The sequence below is a fragment of the Flavobacterium zhoui genome (genome assembly GCF_042787235.1).
Taxonomy (GTDB): Bacteria; Bacteroidota; Bacteroidia; order Flavobacteriales; family Flavobacteriaceae; genus Flavobacterium; species Flavobacterium zhoui.
Genome location: NZ_JBHZPY010000006.1, coordinates 92603 through 111940 on the forward strand (window position 1 = coordinate 92603; position 19338 = coordinate 111940).

General features: G+C 35.2%; 17 protein-coding genes and 1 tRNA gene. 12 read left to right on the forward strand and 6 right to left on the reverse strand.

All coding sequences use genetic code 11. From position 1 onward, the window contains the following. Positions 1-52 precede the first annotated feature (52 nt). The 4 genes from ACFX5F_RS08715 to ACFX5F_RS08730 all read left to right on the forward strand — a co-directional run bounded on the left by ACFX5F_RS08715 (position 53) and on the right by ACFX5F_RS08730 (position 1867). Entirely contained in the window at positions 53-463 is a 411-nt protein-coding gene (locus tag ACFX5F_RS08715) for a hypothetical protein (RefSeq protein WP_379851679.1), read from the forward strand. A gap of 35 nt (positions 464-498) precedes the next feature. Beyond that, positions 499-726: a hypothetical protein gene (locus ACFX5F_RS08720; RefSeq protein ID WP_379851680.1), complete on the forward strand. Its 228-nt coding sequence runs from the start codon at positions 499-501 to the stop codon at positions 724-726. A 114-nt stretch (positions 727-840) separates the two neighbouring features. Beyond that, entirely contained in the window at positions 841-1494 is a 654-nt protein-coding gene (locus ACFX5F_RS08725) for a hypothetical protein (protein WP_379851681.1), read from the forward strand. Positions 1495-1573: 79 nt separating this feature from the next. After that, complete coding sequence (locus ACFX5F_RS08730; RefSeq protein WP_379851682.1) at positions 1574-1867, forward strand: hypothetical protein; 294 nt, start codon at positions 1574-1576, stop codon at positions 1865-1867. Between the two features lie 47 nt (positions 1868-1914). Here ACFX5F_RS08730 and ACFX5F_RS08735 read toward each other — a convergent pair. Beyond that, a tRNA-Leu gene (locus ACFX5F_RS08735) sits at positions 1915-1994 on the reverse strand. A gap of 290 nt (positions 1995-2284) precedes the next feature. On the opposite strand from ACFX5F_RS08735, the gene ACFX5F_RS08740 reads away from it, so the two are divergent. The 3 genes from ACFX5F_RS08740 (at position 2285) to pth (ending at position 4970) form a co-directional block, all read left to right on the forward strand. Beyond that, entirely contained in the window at positions 2285-3226 is a 942-nt protein-coding gene (locus tag ACFX5F_RS08740) for a ribose-phosphate pyrophosphokinase (RefSeq protein WP_073205007.1), read from the forward strand. Between the two features lie 132 nt (positions 3227-3358). Further along, positions 3359-3970, forward strand: coding sequence for a 50S ribosomal protein L25/general stress protein Ctc (locus tag ACFX5F_RS08745; RefSeq protein ID WP_379851683.1), 612 nt, complete (start codon positions 3359-3361; stop codon positions 3968-3970). A 325-nt stretch (positions 3971-4295) separates the two neighbouring features. After that, a complete protein-coding gene (pth, locus tag ACFX5F_RS08750; protein WP_379851684.1) occupies positions 4296-4970 on the forward strand; it encodes an aminoacyl-tRNA hydrolase in 675 nt (224 codons plus the stop codon). 52 nt (positions 4971-5022) lie between these two features. Here pth and ACFX5F_RS08755 read toward each other — a convergent pair whose 3' ends face one another. Continuing rightward, positions 5023-7785, reverse strand: coding sequence for a zinc-dependent metalloprotease (locus ACFX5F_RS08755; RefSeq protein WP_379851685.1), 2763 nt, complete (start codon positions 7783-7785; stop codon positions 5023-5025). 215 nt (positions 7786-8000) lie between these two features. Here ACFX5F_RS08755 and ACFX5F_RS08760 point away from each other — a divergent pair, with 215 nt between their 5' ends. The 5 genes from ACFX5F_RS08760 to ACFX5F_RS08780 all read left to right on the forward strand — a co-directional run bounded on the left by ACFX5F_RS08760 (position 8001) and on the right by ACFX5F_RS08780 (position 12168). Next, positions 8001-8930: a bifunctional riboflavin kinase/FAD synthetase gene (locus ACFX5F_RS08760; RefSeq protein ID WP_379851686.1), complete on the forward strand. Its 930-nt coding sequence runs from the start codon at positions 8001-8003 to the stop codon at positions 8928-8930. A 119-nt stretch (positions 8931-9049) separates the two neighbouring features. Further along, positions 9050-9493 (forward strand): hypothetical protein, encoded by a 444-nt coding sequence (locus tag ACFX5F_RS08765; RefSeq protein WP_073205796.1) that lies wholly within the window; start codon positions 9050-9052, stop codon positions 9491-9493. A gap of 83 nt (positions 9494-9576) precedes the next feature. Beyond that, positions 9577-10014 (forward strand): hypothetical protein, encoded by a 438-nt coding sequence (locus ACFX5F_RS08770; RefSeq protein WP_379851687.1) that lies wholly within the window; start codon positions 9577-9579, stop codon positions 10012-10014. 100 nt (positions 10015-10114) lie between these two features. After that, positions 10115-11200: a biotin synthase BioB gene (bioB, locus tag ACFX5F_RS08775; protein WP_073204988.1), complete on the forward strand. Its 1086-nt coding sequence runs from the start codon at positions 10115-10117 to the stop codon at positions 11198-11200. A 104-nt stretch (positions 11201-11304) separates the two neighbouring features. Further along, positions 11305-12168: a cupin-like domain-containing protein gene (locus ACFX5F_RS08780; protein ID WP_379851688.1), complete on the forward strand. Its 864-nt coding sequence runs from the start codon at positions 11305-11307 to the stop codon at positions 12166-12168. A 99-nt stretch (positions 12169-12267) separates the two neighbouring features. Here the strand turns inward: ACFX5F_RS08780 and ACFX5F_RS08785 are convergent, their stop codons facing one another. The 4 genes from ACFX5F_RS08785 to ACFX5F_RS08800 form a co-directional block, all read right to left on the reverse strand. Next, positions 12268-14826: a DUF8693 domain-containing protein gene (locus ACFX5F_RS08785; protein ID WP_379851689.1), complete on the reverse strand. Its 2559-nt coding sequence runs from the start codon at positions 14824-14826 to the stop codon at positions 12268-12270. A gap of 204 nt (positions 14827-15030) precedes the next feature. After that, positions 15031-18435, reverse strand: a complete 3405-nt coding sequence (locus tag ACFX5F_RS08790) for a DUF8693 domain-containing protein (protein WP_379851690.1) — start codon at positions 18433-18435, stop codon at positions 15031-15033. Positions 18436-18733: 298 nt separating this feature from the next. After that, a complete protein-coding gene (locus tag ACFX5F_RS08795; protein WP_489753079.1) occupies positions 18734-19024 on the reverse strand; it encodes a DUF8693 domain-containing protein in 291 nt (96 codons plus the stop codon). Positions 19025-19033: 9 nt separating this feature from the next. Next, on the reverse strand, positions 19034-19225 hold the full coding sequence (locus ACFX5F_RS08800) for a hypothetical protein (RefSeq protein WP_379851692.1): 192 nt from the start codon (positions 19223-19225) through the stop codon (positions 19034-19036). Positions 19226-19338 lie beyond the last annotated feature (113 nt).

Sequence of the window (19338 nt, forward strand, 5' to 3'; positions counted from 1 at the left end):
ATGGTTTTTAATGGATTACATTTGAGTTTTTTTAATCTAAATCTTTAAAACAATGAAAAAATTATTACTTATATTGATCTTGATAGTTTTTGGGTGTAAAGACAAAGAAGAAACTAAATTTATTAAAGTACAGGAACAAAGAAAAGAGAAAGGAAAAAAAACCCGTACTTATGCAGATGCGATTTTAGAACTGAATGCTGAAAAATTAGCTCTATTATCGATTATAAAAAAAATCCCAAACGATACCTTACATCTAGTTTTAAAAGATTATTTAAACAAAACATTTTCTTTAGTTACCGATGTTAATAAAGTTGATAAAATAATTGATACCATTTCTCAAAAATATCATATCTCAAAAATTAAAGTTGCAAGTATAGTTTTTAGTTACAATTATGAAATGCTAACTAAAGATGAAATTGAACAAAGTGCGATTGAAAACGAACAAAATAATAATCAAGAATAAGAATTCATTAACTGTTAAATCTAAAATAAAAAACTATGGAAAGAATATGGAAATTGGCAAAAGCATTTGCATTTATATTAAGTTTAACGGCTTTTGTATATGTTGGACAAATCATAAGCCAAAAGGAACGCTATCAATCTGTAACAACTAATTCGAATGCAGGAATCATAATAATTGACACTCAAACAGGCACAGTTCAGTATTTTTCTGGACAAGATAATGTTTTTCATAAAATTGATTTCAAAGAACATACTTTTAATTAATAATTACTAAGTCTGTTTTAAAATCACTTTCTCATTTGTTTAGAAAGTCACTTCACGAAAGGATAAAGAAATATTGTAATTAATCCTAATTTTAAAATTCAAAATACAGGCAAAATGGCAGATAACAAAACGCTTAATAATCGTATGAATATTAGATACCTTGAAGAAGAATACAATACACAGAAAATGATTTTCTTAATTGAAAACCCTGAAAAGACAGAAAGAAACTTCATAGAGAGTAAGATTGAGCAATTTAACCAATTAGAACTAGAACAAAGAAGAAAATGCGATTTAACCGACGACGAAGTATACAATGAAATTAAAAAAAGCAATAGATATATAACTGGCATTGAAAACAATTATGATAAAAAATCTATGGAAGACTACTTAGAACGAGAATTTATAAACCATAGACAAAAATATATTTTCAAAGAAAAAATAGAGGAAGGTATACGTTCAAAATTTTACAACGCTAAACTTAAAAGTTTACCTAATACAGAGACAACAAAAGAGGAAATAGAGCAAGAAGAAAAAACACCCTATAAAATTGCTTTACTAAAAGAATTAGGTTTTTTCGATTTAGATAAAGTTAAAAATATATCGAAAGAAAAACAATATATAATTATTCAAAAACTTATTGGAGGAACTCTACGAACTGTAAAAGGAAATATTTTAGTACTTAATCCTGAAAGCAAAGAAGACAGGATGAAATACACTGCAAACAACCATATTGAGAACATTAAAGACTACTTAGATAAACTTAAATAGATTTCATGGGAGAACGGTTGGGCGAATAAACTAAAAATACCCCAAGTAATATTGTTGAAATAAATTTAAAATTTCAACGATGCAACAAATTCAATTCCTTCAAACAACTCCCCAACAACTACAAAGCAAAATTAACGCAGGGGTAAAAATTATTTTAAAAGATTTTCTAAAAAATATCAATTACAAAAAATGTAAAAGGCAACTTTTAAAAAGAGAAAAAGAAAAATTGGCAAAAGCTATTTTATTAATTTTCAGAATAACGATACTCTTAATACATTTTATAGAACCTGCATTAATACAAAATAATCAATCCATAATAATCTCCTTATTATCTCAAGTAATAATGATTCTCATAAAAATAAATAAAAAATAGAAACCCCCATAAAACCAAAAAAACCGCTTCTTTCGAAGCGGTTTTTGTACCCGGAGCCGGAGTCGAACCGGCACGGTTTCCCACAGGTGTTTGAGACCAGCGCGTCTACCAATTCCGCCATCCGGGCTTAGCAGACATGAAATAACGACAGTTACCTCAACGCAATAAAAGATGTGATTGTGTTTAAATCAACCATCAATTCCTTTAACACGGTGCAAATGTAAAAAATAATATTAAATGTTCAACTAAAAATACTTAATTTTTTCCTTTCAGAGTTGAATAAATTTTATAAATTTGCACCTCGTTAAAAACACAACACACAACTAACTACACCCGAGGCAAATACACACATACGGCTTTATACAAACAACAAAGCCAAACTGTATGGATCGCAGCGGAATAAAAACAACAAATTAAATGTCACACCTAGAACCAGAAGCTAAAATTTTTGCTTGTTCACAAAGTGTCTATCTTGCTGAAAAAATAGCAGAGCAATACGGAATCCCTTTAGGGAAAATCACCATGTCAAAATACAGCGACGGTGAATTTCAGCCTTCTTACGAAGAATCTATCAGAGGATTACGAGTTTTTATCGTTTGTTCGACTTTTCCAACTGCAGATAATTTGATGGAATTGTTACTGATGATTGATGCCGCAAAACGTGCTTCGGCAAGACACATTACGGCAGTAATTCCATACTTTGGTTGGGCAAGACAAGACAGAAAAGACAAGCCAAGAGTTCCGATAGGAGCTAAATTAGTGGCTAAATTATTAGAAAGTGCTGGAGCAACAAGAGTAATGACTATGGATTTGCACGCAGATCAAATTCAAGGATTCTTTGAAAAACCAGTTGATCACCTTTTTGCATCGACAATATTTTTGCCATATGTGAAGAGTTTAGGATTAGACAATTTAACAATTGCTTCTCCTGACATGGGTGGTTCTAAAAGAGCTTACGCCTATTCTAAATTTTTAGAATCTGACGTAGTTATTTGTTACAAACAAAGAAAAGAGGCCAATATTATTGACACCATGGAATTGATTGGTGAAGTAAAAGGTAAAAATGTAATCTTAGTAGATGACATGATTGATACCGGAGGCACTTTGGCGAAAGCCGCTGATTTAATGATGGAAAAAGGAGCATTGAGCGTAAGAGCGATTTGTACTCACGCCATTTTATCCGGTAGTGCTTACGAAAAAATAGAGAATTCAAAATTATTAGAATTAATAGTGACTGATTCGATTCCGTTGAAGAAAGAATCAAACAAAATAAGAGTGTTGAGTTGTGCGCCACTTTTTGCTGAAGTTATGCACATGGTACATCATAACAATTCCATTAGTGGAAAGTTTATAATGTAATATTTGGCAATATGCAAAAGGCTTTAAGCCGTAAGCATATTAACACTGCCTAAAACATATTACATTTGCATAAAGCCTAAAGCTTAATGCCTAAAGCATAAATAATTATTTAATAACTATATTTTTTTTACAATGAAATCGATTACAATTAAAGGATCAGAAAGAGAAAGCGTGGGTAAAGTTGCGACTAAAGCCCTACGTAATGCTGGATTGGTTCCTTGCGTATTATACGGAGGAAATCAGGCAGTTCATTTCTCAGCAGAAGTTATGGCTTTCAAAAACTTGGTTTACACTCCAAACGCTCACACAGTTGAGATCGATCTTGGAAAAGGAAAATCATTTAACGCTATTTTACAAGATATCCAGGTTCACCCGGTATCTGACAAGATTTTACACATTGACTTCTTTCAGTTATTTGATGACAAAGAAATCACTATGGAAGTTCCTGTAAAAGTAGTTGGAACATCTAAAGGAGTTCTTGCTGGTGGTGTTTTACGTTTGAACACTCGCAAACTTAAAGTAAAAGCTTTACCTAAAAATCTTCCAGATTTTATTGAAGCTGACATTACTCCACTTGAAATGGGGAACAAATTGTACGTTACTAAATTAGTTAACGAAAACTACAAATTGATTCACCCTGACAACACTGTTGTTGCTCAAGTAAGAATCTCTCGTGCGGCTATGAAAGCAGCTCAAGAAGCAGCAAAAGCAGCGAAAGCTCCTGTAAAAGGAAAGAAAAAATAATATTTTTTCAATCATTAAAGAAAGCATCAGTTGTAAAACTGGTGCTTTTTTTATGCGCATTACTTTTTGTCATTGCGAGGAACGAAGCAATCTCATTTTTCCATTTTTTACTATTAGGAGCACAGCTACCCATTTTCACAACAACTCTACTCCTGCTGTCCGTTCTATCTTTTTCCTATTTACCCTGTCAGGGTTCAAAACCCTGACAGGGTAAATAAAAAAAGGATGCCACTTCCATCAGGGCTATCCAGAACTATTTTGTTCTCAATAACGATTTTCTAAAAATCTACTAGTCCAATACTCTAATTAAGACTATTTTTGCAGCATGATAAAATGGATTTCAAATTTATTCTCATCACCAAAAACAGAAGACAACACGGATTGTATGAAACCAGAGGTTCACGAACACCAAAAAAACAATATAGAACGCGTGAGTAATAAATTTTTAATAGTAGGACTCGGCAATATTGGCGCCGAATATATAAACACTCGCCACAACGTTGGTTTTAAAATAGTGGATTTCCTGGCCCGAAAAGAAGGAGTCAACTTTGAAACTGTAAAACTGGGCGCCCTCGCCGAATGCAAGTTTAAAGGAAGAACTTTTTTGCTACTCAAACCAAACACGTATATGAATTTGAGCGGCAAAGCAGTACAATACTGGATGGTCAAGGAAAATATTCCTTTAGAAAATATTTTAGTCATTACAGATGATCTAAATCTTTCATTTGGAACCATTCGCATCAGACAAAAGGGAAGCGATGGTGGACACAACGGATTAAAAAACATCAATCTTGTGCTGAACACGCAAAACTACGCCCGATTCCGTTTTGGGATCAGTGATGAATTCAAAAAAGGAAAACAAGTTGATTATGTTCTTGGCGATTGGGACGATGCCGAAAAAACGGCACTTTCCGAGCGACTGGAATTAGCTTCCGAGATTATAAAATCATTTGGAACTGCAGGATTAGAAAACACCATGACCGCATTCAACGGAAAATAAAAAAAGGGAAACGTTAGTAAAACGTTTCCCTTTTTTAGTAATTCTATTTTGATTATTCAATCACAATCTTTCTGACATCTTTTCTATTTCCATCAATTACTGTCAATAAATAAACCCCGGGCTGTGCATTTTTCAGTTGAATATTTTCATTGAAATTCGACTTGTTTTTAAATTGATTTTCAAATAGTTTTCTGCCCAACAAATCATGGACTATTACCTTCACTCCATCAGTAGAGTTGCTTGTAAACTGGATGTTAAAATTCCCTTTGTTTGGATTTGGATACAAAACAAAATCATTAATTTCAAATTCAGGTGCCGCAAGTGTAAACGATTGTGTACAAATCGTAATAGCCGCTGAATCTACTTTACCAATATCATTAACCTGAGTATCGCTGGCTCTAAATGTCCAAACGCCTTGTTTACTTTGCCCATTAAAAGCCGCTAAAGGATTAAATGGAATCACAGTTTGGGCTATAATTGTCCCGCAAGCAAGCGCTACTCCAGCATCATCGTAATTCAATATCAAACTGCTATTAGAAGCGCCACAACTTCTATCGAACAACTTTACAATCGTACCTGTTGGACTGACCACTTCTAGCTGTACATCTGATAAATATTTATGGGAAAAACTAACAGCAAAATTCACATCGACAATTGTTTCTGTTGAAGCTGGAATATTTATAGTTTTAGAAATAGTTGAATTATCAGGTATATTAAAAGGAGTTGCAAAAGCATAAGTAGTACAAGAAGAAGTGACAGAATATCCTATAGCAAATGCTTTGCTGTTTACAGCATAGTAGATATTTGCTGTTGGCTCAATCAAAATTCTACAATTTGTAGCTGCAACATTGGGAACAATAATAGTTTCTGAACCATCATTTGGCGTATTGCCAATTAAAAGTGTAGAAAAAGTCAAACCACCATCTGTAGATAGTTTAATATTTACATTTGCTGATCCAGGTAGACCATTAGAACCATTCATACTCCATGTTATTGTTTGTGATGATCCCTTAGCCCAGCTTAAATTATCCGTGTTTTGCGAGGTTACAGCAAATGGCCCAGCTGTTCCACTTACATTTACTATCATTTCATCTGTATTCGTTTGTGCAGTACCCTGCGCAGCATTGTCTCTCCCTGTTAAAGTAAAATGTAGTGTTCTGGCAACAGAAGCTACAGATTCCCATGCTGAGGTCAATCGATTAGATAAAACGGAACTATAAGCAGGCATGTATCTAACCTTTGAGCTACTAGGGTAAATTGATCTAAAAAGAGGCCCATCTGTTTTTGTAGGAACAGCAAAACTATCTGCTCCACCTTGCGCTATTGCCGTATCATTTTGCTCCCAACAATAGGAAACAGTATCGCCATTGATATCAGAACCAGTACCGGTCAATTTAAAAGCGGTACCATTAGGTATTGTATAATCTAAACCCGCGCTAATTGTTGGCGGACTATTAGTAAGTATCGTACTAACAGGGCAAGTTTTTGCAGAAAGATTATCTTGTATTTGCTTAATGCTTGCATAGGCAAAATAATCATCTGAATTAGCTTGGACATCGTAACTAACTGTAATTCCTGCATAACCCATAATCGTAGAACCGCTTCCAGGCTCAACATTTACTCCAGTTCTTTCCGTGCTATCAAACGAAAAGGTGTGGTTAGCGCCTAATTGATGCCCCATTTCATGTGCCACAAAATCAATATCAAACGTATCTCCTTGTGGTATACCGTCACTAGGCGATGTGAAAGCGCTTCCTTTTCCAATACTATAAACTGGAGTAGAATCTGTATTTCTAAGTGGTTCACAAACACACCCAATACAACCTGCATTTCCTCCCCCTCCTGAAGTTCCTGAAACTCCAAATAAATGACCAATATCATAATTTAATCCTCCAATAGCACTAGTTAACGTAGTTTGTAGTTCATTATTCCAAGTTCCAGGACAATCATTAGTAGTACTGCTGCAACCCGCAATCGTTTTTAATCCGGTAGCTGCATCTGAATATGGATCAGTGGCTGAATCCGTATATATTACATCCGTATCATTTGCAATAATAACCAATTGCACGGCTAAATCTTTATTAAATATCCCATTTACCCTAGCCATAGTATTATTCATAGCTGCCAAAGCATCGGCTTTTGTTCCAAACGAATTTCCTTTAATTGCCCTGTGATAAAAAGCATACTCCCCCGTACAAGACAAGGCCAATCGCAAAGTTTTAAAAACTCTATCATTAGCTGCAATTTTGCCGGTTACATTTAATAATTTTTTATTTAAAGCCAAATCCTCTGTTTTACAACTGAAAGGTAAATTTCCTTTATCTCTGTTTTTCGAATCAAAAAGTACGTAAATATTCTTTTCTTTGACATAAGGCTCTATAAACTCAGAACCTTCATCAGCTCTCAAAATCATAGTTTGAATTCCGTTTGGCGACAGACTAAAATTTATTGATGCTTTCTTGTCTGTAATTCCAATTCCAGCATAAGCCCTGATTTCAGGGTATTTAGCCTGTAACTCCGGTTCAAAATTTGAAGATTCCCAAACCGAAAACTGTTCTAATTTCCCATTTTTATTTGGAATTAAGATTTCGACTCTATTTAATTTGGATGTTTTATTTTCCAAGGAAAGCAACGATTGCCTCAAAACCACGTCATCAAATTTAAAAAACAATGCGTCCGCTGGATCCATCGCTACATTCTTTCTATCCGAAACAGTATTATTGTCCAGATTAACTCTCGTCCAAGGAGAATTATTTTGCGCATTCATAGTTGAATAACAAACAACAATTATAAAGAATAGTATAATTTTTTTCATGAGTAGAATTAATTAATGTTCAAAATTAAATCATTTCTGTTAATGTTGAAGTTCATTGTCCATTATTTTAAACAAAAAAATAAATTTAGTGCATTGATTTATTAATTTTATTTGAAAAATGGAATCTATCTGCAAAAATCTGTCGAAAATCAATTACTCAAACAGTTACATTTAATCTAGATAGTATAAATTTGCACTATTATAAAACATTTGCTTTGAAGATTTTTCATTCTATAAACGATTTCAGTTCCGCAAAAAAGACTATCCTTACTTTGGGCACCTTTGACGGAGTTCATATTGGTCACAAAAAAATTCTGGAAAGGGTTATACAAAAAACAAAAAACGAAGACTACGAAAGTTTAGTCCTTACTTTTTTCCCTCATCCCAGAATGGTTTTACAGAAACATTCTGATATAAAATTACTGAATACTATTGATGAAAAAATATTTTTACTAGAGAAAAATGGAATTGACAATCTGGTTATTCATCCTTTTGACGAGACTTTTTCCAGATTAACCGCTGAAGAGTTTGTGAAAACCGTCCTTGTAGACCGATTTCATATTCAAAAAATAATTATAGGTCACGACCATCGATTTGGCAGAAATCGCACGGCTAACATTGATGATCTTATTGCTTTTGGAAAAGAATATGATTTTGAGGTAGAACAAATATCCGTTCAGGAAATAAATGATATTTCGGTAAGTTCAACCAAAATCAGAAAGGCATTATTCGAAGGTAACATGGATTTGGCAAATAAATATTTGGGGTACGAATATTTCCTAACTGGTACTGTAGTCAAAGGAAAACAATTGGGGAGAACAATAAACTTCCCTACTGCTAACTTACAAATCGAAGAAAATTATAAACTAATTCCACAAAATGGAGTTTATATAGTAAAAAGTATTATCAATCAAAAAACTGTTTTTGGCATGATGAACATTGGCTTCAACCCCACTGTTGGCGGTCAGAATCAGACCATAGAAATTCATTATTTTGATTTCGACGCCGATTTATACGACCAAAAAATAAGTGTCTCCATTTCACACAGAATTCGCTCTGAGCAAAAATTCGAATCGGTATCCTTTTTAAAAGCGCAACTGAAAAAAGATGCATCAACTGCAAAAGCTTACCTAAACAAACCATAGTTTTCGCAACAATTCTTTTTAAACTATTTTATAAAATATTGGCATATTTTCTGTAAATTTGATAAGCAATGTATTGTTTCTCAATGAGATCTTTTTTTAATTCTTTAAAAACTAGTCGTATGAATCTGCCAAAAGAAATTTCAAATGGATTAATTATCTTCATCGGAATCGGTGCTTATTTTCTATTAATGGAGGTTTTGGGCCTTGCCGATCTGATTTACTTGCGTTTATTTAATGTTTTATTCGTTTTTTACGGAACCAATAGAACTTTAAAAACCAATTTCATGGAAGGCAAAGTCATCTTGGTTCCTAATGCTGTCGCAGCCCTTCTCACTTCCTTTACAGGTGTATTTCTAAGTATCTTAGGACTTATTGCTTATAGTTATGCGCAAGGTGGTGATGCATTTGTAAAATCATTGTCAAAAACTTTTTTATTCGGAGGAAACCCGTCAGTAATGACGTATTCCATCTCTTTACTTTTTGAAGGAATAGTATCGGCTGTAATAGTTACGTTTATCCTGCTGCTAATCTGGGAAACCCGTTATGCTTCAGACAAGCATTAAATTTAATTTAGAAGTCGCTTTTTTTATTTAAAAAAGAAATATACCATTTCTTTTTTCGAAACCATTTAAAAAAAAACAGCCCTATGAAATTACCAAAAGAATTATTAAACGGAAGTATTACTTTTATCGGAATTGGAATTTTTTTTCTGTTAATGAATGTTTTATGCCTTGCTGATTTGTTCTATTTACGATTATTGAACGTCGTCTTTATTTTTTATGGAGTCAACAGAACGCTCGAAATGAACATTTCTGAAGGCAAAAAAGAATTTGTATCTAATGCTGTATCCGCAATGATAACATCGCTTATTGGTGTGTTTTTAAGCATCGTAGCCCTAGTGATATACAGCTACTCGAAAGGCGGTGATGCGTATGTACAGTCCTTATCAAAAACCTTCTTGTTTGGAGGAAACCCATCGGTAACCACCTACTCCATTTGCCTGCTATTTGAAGGAATGGCATCATCCGTAATTGTCACCATGTTATTGATGTTATACTGGAACAACAAGCTTTCAACTGATTAACCATTGCTTTTTTAATTGCTCTCATTTGGCTTTTTAAAAACTATTAAATTGCTTCTTTAGAACAATTTGATTACTTTTGGCGCATCAAAAAATTGTATCGATGAGCATTACAAAACATAACTGGACGAAAGACGAGATTATCGCAATATATAATAAACCTATGATGGATTTGCTTTTTGAAGCAGCTTCTATACATAGAGAACATCACGATCCTAACGTCGTTCAAGTATCTACTTTATTATCTATAAAAACAGGGGGATGCCCGGAAGACTGTGGCTACTGTCCACAAGCGGCACGATATCACACTGATGTTGAAGGCAATGACTTAATGTCCGTTAGTCAAGTTAAAGCACAAGCTTTGCGAGCAAAATCAAGCGGCTCATCACGTGTATGTATGGGAGCAGCCTGGAGAAACGTAAAAGATGGCCCAGAATTTGACCAAGTCCTTGAGATGGTTCGCACGATTAATAAACTAGACATGGAAGTGTGTTGTACACTTGGAATGATCACTGAAAACCAAGCACATCGTTTAGCAGAAGCTGGATTATATGCTTACAACCATAATTTAGACACTTCAGAAGAATATTACAAAGAAGTAATTTCAACCCGTGGATTTGAAGACCGCTTGCAAACTATCGAGAATGTTCGTAAAACCAACGTTACCGTTTGTAGTGGAGGTATCATTGGAATGGGAGAAAGTATTGAAGACAGAGCTGGAATGCTAGTGGCTCTATCTACCTTGAACCCGCAGCCAGAATCAGTGCCAATAAATGCACTAGTCGCTGTTGAAGGAACTCCAATGGAAGAAGAAAAACCAGTGGAAATATGGGAAATGATACGAATGGTAGCAACCACGAGAATCATCATGCCGGAAACACAAGTGCGTTTGTCAGCAGGAAGAATGAATATGAGTCGTGAAGGTCAAGCTATGTGCTTCTTTGCAGGTGCTAACTCAATCTTTGCAGGTGATAAATTACTGACGACCCCAAATCCCGACGTAAATGAAGATATGAAAATGTTTGAAATGTTGGGTTTGAATCCGCAAAAAGCATTTACTAAAGTTTCTCAACCTCAAACTGTTGAGGCCGTAGATTCTCAATTTACACCGTTAGGTGAAAAGCCAAAATGGTCAAGACCAGGACATACAATCGAGAGAAATCTTGAAGCTTCCAAAAAGGAAAGTTAATGTAAAATAATATGACAGAGATTTCAGTTACCTTTGCATAAAGCTTTTATTAATTTTGCTCCTAGTTTACACTAGGAGTTTTTTTTTAATTTAAATATTTTAGTATGCCATTACAACTGACTGAAATTGAACGTGTAAAAACCATTTCAAAAGAAGATTTTTATGCCAATTTTGTAAAAAAACAAAAACCTGTTGTAGTAGAGCAACTAACATCTGATTGGCCTGCTTATGAAAAATGGAGTTTGAAATATATCAAAGAGATCGCTGGCGATAAAATTGTCCCGTTATATGACGACCGCCCCGTTTCGTACAAAGATGGATTTAATGAGGCACACGCAAACATGAAGATGTCTGATTATATTGATCTTCTTAATTCAAAACCGACTAACTTCCGGATTTTTCTATATAATTTAATACAAGAAGTGCCTTTGTTAAAAAAGGACTTCCTTTGGCCTAATCTAGGATTAAGGCTTGTAAAACAACTTCCTATGTTATTCTTTGGAGGTGAAAATTCGAAAGTTTTTATGCATTATGATATCGACTATTCGAATATTTTACATTTTCATTTCCATGGAAAAAAGCGATGTGTTTTATTTTCGCCAGATCAAACACCCTATTTATACAAAGTGCCTTTCTCTCTAATCTCAAGAGAAGATATTGATTTTGACAATCCTGATTTTGACAAATTTCCTGCTTTGAAGCAAGCCAAAGGTTATGTCACCGAATTAAGACACGGTGAAATGCTTTACATGCCAGAAGGATACTGGCATTATATGAAATACCAAACTCCAGGCTTTTCTATGAGCTTAAGGGCTTTTCCCAGAAGCATTATTAAATTATCAAAAGCTGCATATAATGTATTTATCATGCGACATATTGATAATTTTATGAAAAAAAGAAAAGGCCAAAAATGGATTGATTACAAAAATGAAAAAGCATTAAGCACGACAAATAAGAATTTTAGCTAAGCATTTATTACACTCTTAAAAACATCATTAAACACTAAAAATCCCATCCTGCTAAACAGAATGGGATTTTTTAATGCTTTATAAAATTGTCAAATATTTCTAATAAATAACTTTTTTAGAAATTTCTTGACCATTCGACAAAGTAACTTTTACTACTACCGTTTGTTTATTTACAGTAATATTTGAAGTATGGAATTCATTAGTATCAATGGCCTCTTTATCGAACACTTTTCTGCCCAGCAAATCAAATACCGTAACTCGTTTAATATTTTCAAGTGCTGATTTTATTTTTAATTCATTTCTGTCTTTAGTGATTGAAACCGTGTTTCCCGGTTTTTCAAAACTGCCGGTAGCTAAAATTTTATCGGTATATCGCAATACGAACCGGTCATCGAAAGTCCCGCTTTCGGTCGTAAAACTGTAGGGTTCTTTCTTCAAATCATGTATAACATTCAATAATTTATCTTCAACAAATATATTTACATTAGAGTCTGAGAAAACTCCTTCTTTGGAATCGATGTTGATGTCGAATGTATCTGCCACTGCAGAAAAATAACCCAAACGAACCTCATCTTTTTCGTCGAATGCCGATTTCCCTTGTATTTTATAAGTTCCCTCATCGATGAAGGAATAAAAATTAATATAATTACCCCCATCATTTAATAGTCCATCATACCCATTATCATATCCATTGGTAGCTTTGTCAAAGTAACCAATCAATTGCTGGCTGAACATCCCTGTTTTATTCTCCAGATTCAGCCAAACTCGATCTTTGGCTACAATTTTGTCCTTCACTGGTAAAGTTTTGTAAAACTGGGAATTTGCGGCGACAGGTGCAGACAACCGCATCGAATTGTTGAATATTACATTGCCATTTACACTTGCTTCTACAAAAAAACCTTGCCCAGAAGCGATATATCCTAATGGTTTGTTTGATTGTTCTACACCTCCCGTTCCGTTTATCGCTCCTACATAACTGCCTTGCGTCCCTGTACCTCCACTTAAATTATATACGGCATAATCATCTGAAGAAAAATTATACGCATCCGGTCCTGGATTACTGGCAGAAATATCCATTTTATGTGTCCAAAAATACAACGTTCCTTCTATAGCACTTTGAGATATAGTACTTGTATTGGCATTTATAAAAGCATCCGCAGAAATAGCTGAGGCATACGGATTCCCTACTAAATTCCAATCATCATCGGTAACACCTCCTGGAGTCAAGAAAACTGGCGACTTCACTATACCATTGTTTACTTTTCCTGTAAAAATTACGGTTTCGGTAGCAGGAAAAGTCCCCCAGGTTCTTCCCATAATAATGTACCCTTTTCCAGGAGACATGGAAGTTGCGGATGACCAAACATCCTCGTTATCATCAAAACCATCTGCTGGTGCAACATCTAAAAAATTTTGAGGCATAAATTCATAAGCGTGGTCTACCCGCCAGTTTGCAAACGGAGTCCCCGCACTATTACTGATTGCCGTAGATGCGACAGGAGTTGACCAATAGGTATAGTCAAATTTCTCAAAAGGGGTTGTCGTTTTGTTTACTGTGGTTGTCCCATTATTAGTGACCGTACCTGAATCGTTTACCATTACCAATGAACCTTGGTTTTTTATGTTTAAGGTAGCGCCTGTATTTATAACTAAATTATTTTGAATGGTGACAAAATATTGATTTTCAATCGTCAGAGCATTAGGGCTGTTGACAATCAGACTACAGGCAATTATATTAGGATGTGAAGCATCCGTGGTGTAATTAGCATCAATTAAAACTGTATTTGTAGAAGTTGGTATGCCATTTGACCATGCAATACCGTTCCAACTTGTTGTAAGAGAAACAATAGAAACAATGGAAGATGCTAATGACATGCAGGAACTGACAGCAACCTTATAGGAGTAATTCCCAGCTGACAGGCCAGAAACTGTTGTTGTACTGCCGGTCCCTCCCGTGACAATCAGTACGTTATTTTGGTACAAATTCCACGATCCTGATGCAGGCAAACCTTGCAATTCTATTGTACCTGTTGCAACGGTACAGTTTAGTTGCGTAACCGGACCTACACTAGGAGCTGTAGTAGCGCAGCTAACGACGCCATTAAATATAAAATCATTAATACTGAAAGTTCCCAAAGTATTTGTCCCTCCCCAACCATAGAACCGGAAAGTTATTGGGGTTGTAATACTTTGAAAAGCAGATAAATCTACTGCTATCGGTGTTACTTCAGATGCACTATTAGGAATTATGGGAGTGGCAATATTTGCTATATAATTATCGAGACTAGATCTGAAAACAAAATTCGCAGGACCAGTAGCAGAAACTTGAGCCTTGTAAATAAATTTCGCGTAATTAATTTGATAGCCGGCGTTTGGGGTTATGGTGAACTCAAAATAATCATTGGTATCCAAACTTGATGAATCCCAATCCTTGGCGTTGTATCTGTTATCCCCTCCATTGCCGTTTAATCCACTTCCTTTACTTATTCCTGAAACCGTAATATTAGGATCAAACGTTTGTCCAGTGACATAATGTGTTGGAAGTACTGCTAAACCCGGATCTGCGCCTATAATTCTATTTTCAAAAATAGCCTGACCAAAAGCGTTGTTTAAAAAACTTATGAAAAAAATTCCAATAAATCGTATTTTAATTTTCATAAATTTTAATTTATCAACAGGTCTATTAATACCAGGGAAGCAAAAATAAGGAAAAACCTTGCATATAACAATACCCACATTTAGTGATATTTACCATAAATAAAAAATAAATATATTTCTCCTTTGCAAACTCCAAAACATAAAAAGCCCCATCCTGCAGAGACAGAATGGGACTTTTTAAAAATTTAACTCAATTATTTTCTTCTAATAAATAACTTTCTTAGAAATCACCTTACCATTCGACAAAGCAACTTTTACTACTACCGTTTGCTTATTTACAGTAGTATTTGAAGTACGGAATTCATTAGTATCAATAGCCTGTTTATCGAACACTTTTCTGCCTAACAAATCAAATACCGTAACTCTTTTTATATTTTCCAATGATGATCTTATCTTTAGTTCATTTCTGTCTTTGGCAATTAAAACCGTATTGTCATTCAAGTCAAAATCTTTTGTTCCCAGCGTTTTGTCAGTGTATCGCAATACAAAACGGTCATTGAAAGTCCCGGCTTCAGTACTAAAACTGTAAGGGGAAGATTTGATATCATGAATTACGTTCAATAATTTGTCTTCAAGATATACTTTTTGATCATTAAGAAACATTCCATCAACATGGTCGATACTGATTGTTGTATTACCCGCAACATTAACTTTATAACCTAAAGGAACCGTATCAGCTTCTACAAATGGCAAAGCTCTTGCTTGTATAGTCAGCTCATCCGTTCGGAGAAGGCTATATAAACCGTACGTTTCACCACCAAAAGATGTTCCGTCGTAACCTGGATCATATTGATCTGTAGCTTCAGCCGCATAACCAACGAGTGCCTGACTAAAATTTTCAGAATTATTTGTCAAATTAAGCCATACTCTGTGAGACTGTGATGAATCAGTTTTTTTGCTTGTTATTTTATAAAAATTAGTGTTAGTCCCAGTCGCCCCAACTCGCATCGTATTGTTAAAAGTTACATTTCCTGGAGCATCTACTTCTACAAAAAATCCTTGACCTGAAGCAATAAATTTCGTCGGGACATTCCTGTTCCCGGTTCCGGTAAGTACTCTAGCGGTGCCAGTCCCTCCCAATTTAGTATACGTTGCATAATCCGTAGCTGAATAGTTATTGCCAGTTAAAGTATTACTGTGTGTCCAAAAATACAATGTTCCGGAAATTGTTTTTGTACCCGTACCCGTGGTGATATTTGCATCTATAAAAGCATCCGCATCTAGTGCAGATGGATATGGATTTCCAATCAATCGTTCTCCAGTTCCAATATCTGGTCCTGATGTTCTTACAGTCACCGGTACGTTTATTGTACCATTATTAGGAACCCCAGTAAACTGAAAAGACACACTTGCTGCAACACTAGTACTTATTCCTTCAGGGGAACGAATTGCATAACCAATTCCTGGCGCAAAGGATGTATTTGAAGCATTTACATTTGACCAGTCATTATTGTATTCAAAATATTTATCAGCTTGCGTATTTGGAGAAAAATTCAACAACGTTTGAGATCCACTTGTTGGGGATGACCAATACGTAAAATCATCATTAATGATAGGCGTCGAATTTCTTTTTACAATTATATTAATAGCATTAACTCCAGTATAATTGGTTTGCACTAAACTGGCATTATTTTCAAGAGTCAGCGTTCCTCCCCCCGCTGGTATAGCTGCGGTACCAGCAACTGTCAAAACACCATTCATACGAACAGCGCCATTCGTTACGGTCAATGCATTGGCTACATCTAAATTACTGCTAACAGCCCAGCCCCCATTAACTCCGTTGAATGTCAGATTATAAAACTGTCCTGCTGTTCCTGAGATCGTTTTCCCCGTAGCAGTACTGTTAAAGTTTATGGTACTAGTTCCAGTGGTAAAAGTGCCATTATTAGTCCAGTTTCCTGCCACATTGTGGGTAAGGCTTCCTCCTGTAAAAGTCCCATCTGTTATAACCACATCACTACCAAAAGTTTGCCCAACCGTAGGAGTTACAGTTCCCGCATTAACTGTTATAGTACCCGTATATGTATTGGCAAAACTCATAGTCAGCGTTCCGCTTCCGTCCTTCGTAACTGTTCCTGTGGTTGTCGCAATCGCAGCAGTACTAAATGTTGTATTTCCTGAACCACCAATTGTCAGCGGTAAAGTAGCACCTGTAACACCACCTGTTATTGTAAGTGTTCCAGCGTCAGAATTAATCCTTGCTCCACCACTACCTAGTGTTATAGCTCCTGACCAAGTATTGCTATTAGCCAAATTACGTAACGCTCCTCCAGAACTTACACCCGTTCCTATAAGCGTATTAATCGGTTCTGAAATATTTAGTCCGTTACCGTCTATTTGAATTGCTGCGCCATTAGCAATAGTTGTACTACCAGCAGTTGTTCCTAAACCACTGTTGTTTTTTACATTAACAATACCTGATGTGACAGTGGTTACACCAGTGTAGGTATTAGTTCCTGATAGTGTCAATGTTCCTAAGCCATCCTTCGTTATACCAAATGCAGTACTCACTATACCACTTAGCGTTAAATCATTCACCGAAGTTGTTTCGTCAGCCACTAAAAAAGTTCGTGTTGCACCTAAAGCAACGGGACAGCTAATACTAGCGCCTGCTCCGGAACCCGTAATTTTATTTACAGTAACATTTCCTCCCAAAGTTAACATCCCTGTTCCAGATAAGGTAGAACCTGATGCGCCACATTCAAGAGTTAAGCTTGTAGGAGCAGTGAGAGTGAATCCACCATTTGCCAAGATTGAACCTCCTTTTATGGTTAAAGGAATTGAAGATAATGTCTTGTTTTGATTTAATGTAACAGTACTATTGTTAATAACTTGTATACCACCTGTTGCTGTTGAAAAAGAAGCAGGCCATTCGGAACCAGTAGTTCCAGTCCAACCACTATATTCTAAAATGGACCCGTTACTATAGGTTAAAGCAAAGCCATTAAGATTAAGGGTTGCCGTTCCTTGCAATGATAAATTCTGACTCACAGTTGTTGCTTCTCCTAATGATTTAACACCAGAACCAGCTAAAATTAAGAAATCTATACCAGCCCCTACAAATGAATTATCCAAAGTTTGTGGTCCTGCGGCATCTAATTTTACGATACTGCTTGGGTTAAAAGCCCAAAGGTTTACTCCTACCGAAGCTGTGGTAGAACTTAACCATATCAACCCCCCGCCATTGACAATCACAGTTGGATTATTACCCGCTCCATTTTTATTTAAGCCATTATTTATGGTCACCTTAAAGGTTCCATTAATAGTCATACCTGGATTTAAGTTGTTTTTTATTCCAAAGGTATTACCACCATCCGACAAAGTACCACCTGCATTTATGGTAACATCACCCGTCTGATTGAGATTTGCGGTAAGCGAAATAACTGCACCCGAAACAATGATTACACTATCACTTATACCTGGCACTGCTCCTCCAACCCATGATGAATTGGCGTTCCAATTTCCAGTAACGGCATTACTTGTAATTGTTGCGGCACTCACAACATTCGAAAACAAACAAACAAATAAAACCATCAACAGCAAACGAATTGTTGTTGATGGTTTTAATGACAATAAATGTATTTTAGTTTCAGAGTATTTTTTTTTCATATCGTATTATTTCACATTTTCTTTACGCTAAATGCAACAATATTTAGTTGGTTTTTTAACCAAAAAAAAAAAGGAAATTAGCTAATGTTGCAATATCGATTCATTTTTCAAATAACACCAATATAAACGACCAAGTACAAAACAATCCGATTAAACGCATGTTTTTAAATATTTACTAAATAAAAAACTCCATTAGTGTATAACAAATCAATTTTTAATATATCAAAATAGTATTAAAAAACAATCAAATCTTAATTAATAATTCTATCCGTAATGTGCAACTCTTTTTGCGCAGAAACTAATACGTAGGATCTGATTTTTCACAAAGAGCTGTGGCTGTATTTACTTTTATTGTTCCGTTATTAGCAATTATCCCGGAATCATTTACCATTACCAAAGATCCCTCATTTGTTATATTTAAAATTGCTCCTGCATTAACCGCTATATTATTTTGAATAGTAACAAATTTGCCTTCTGTAATAGTAAGTGACACTCTAGTACTAATGATTAAATTACAAGCTGTTATGTTGGGATTTGTAGTCATATCGTAATTCCCTGCAAGTATAACAGTTCTGTTTATCGTTGGAATTCCATTTGACTAAGAGCCTGTCCATGTGGAGGAGAATTTATCAGCTATTATGACATTTCCGATCGTTGTATCGGAGGAAGTAAAACCAGATTCTCCTACAACGGTAAAGGAATAAGAACCGACAGCTAAATCCGTAATTGTCATATTTGTTCTTCTACCGCTTATTCCGCCGGGATTAACTATCCAGTTTCCTGTAGGCAAACCACTAAGTTCAACACTTCCAGACGAACTACAATCAACTGGTTTGACGAGCCCAATTACAGGCTGTAAAGGGATTGTATCGCCATGCCCAATTAAAACCGATTCTGCAGCGA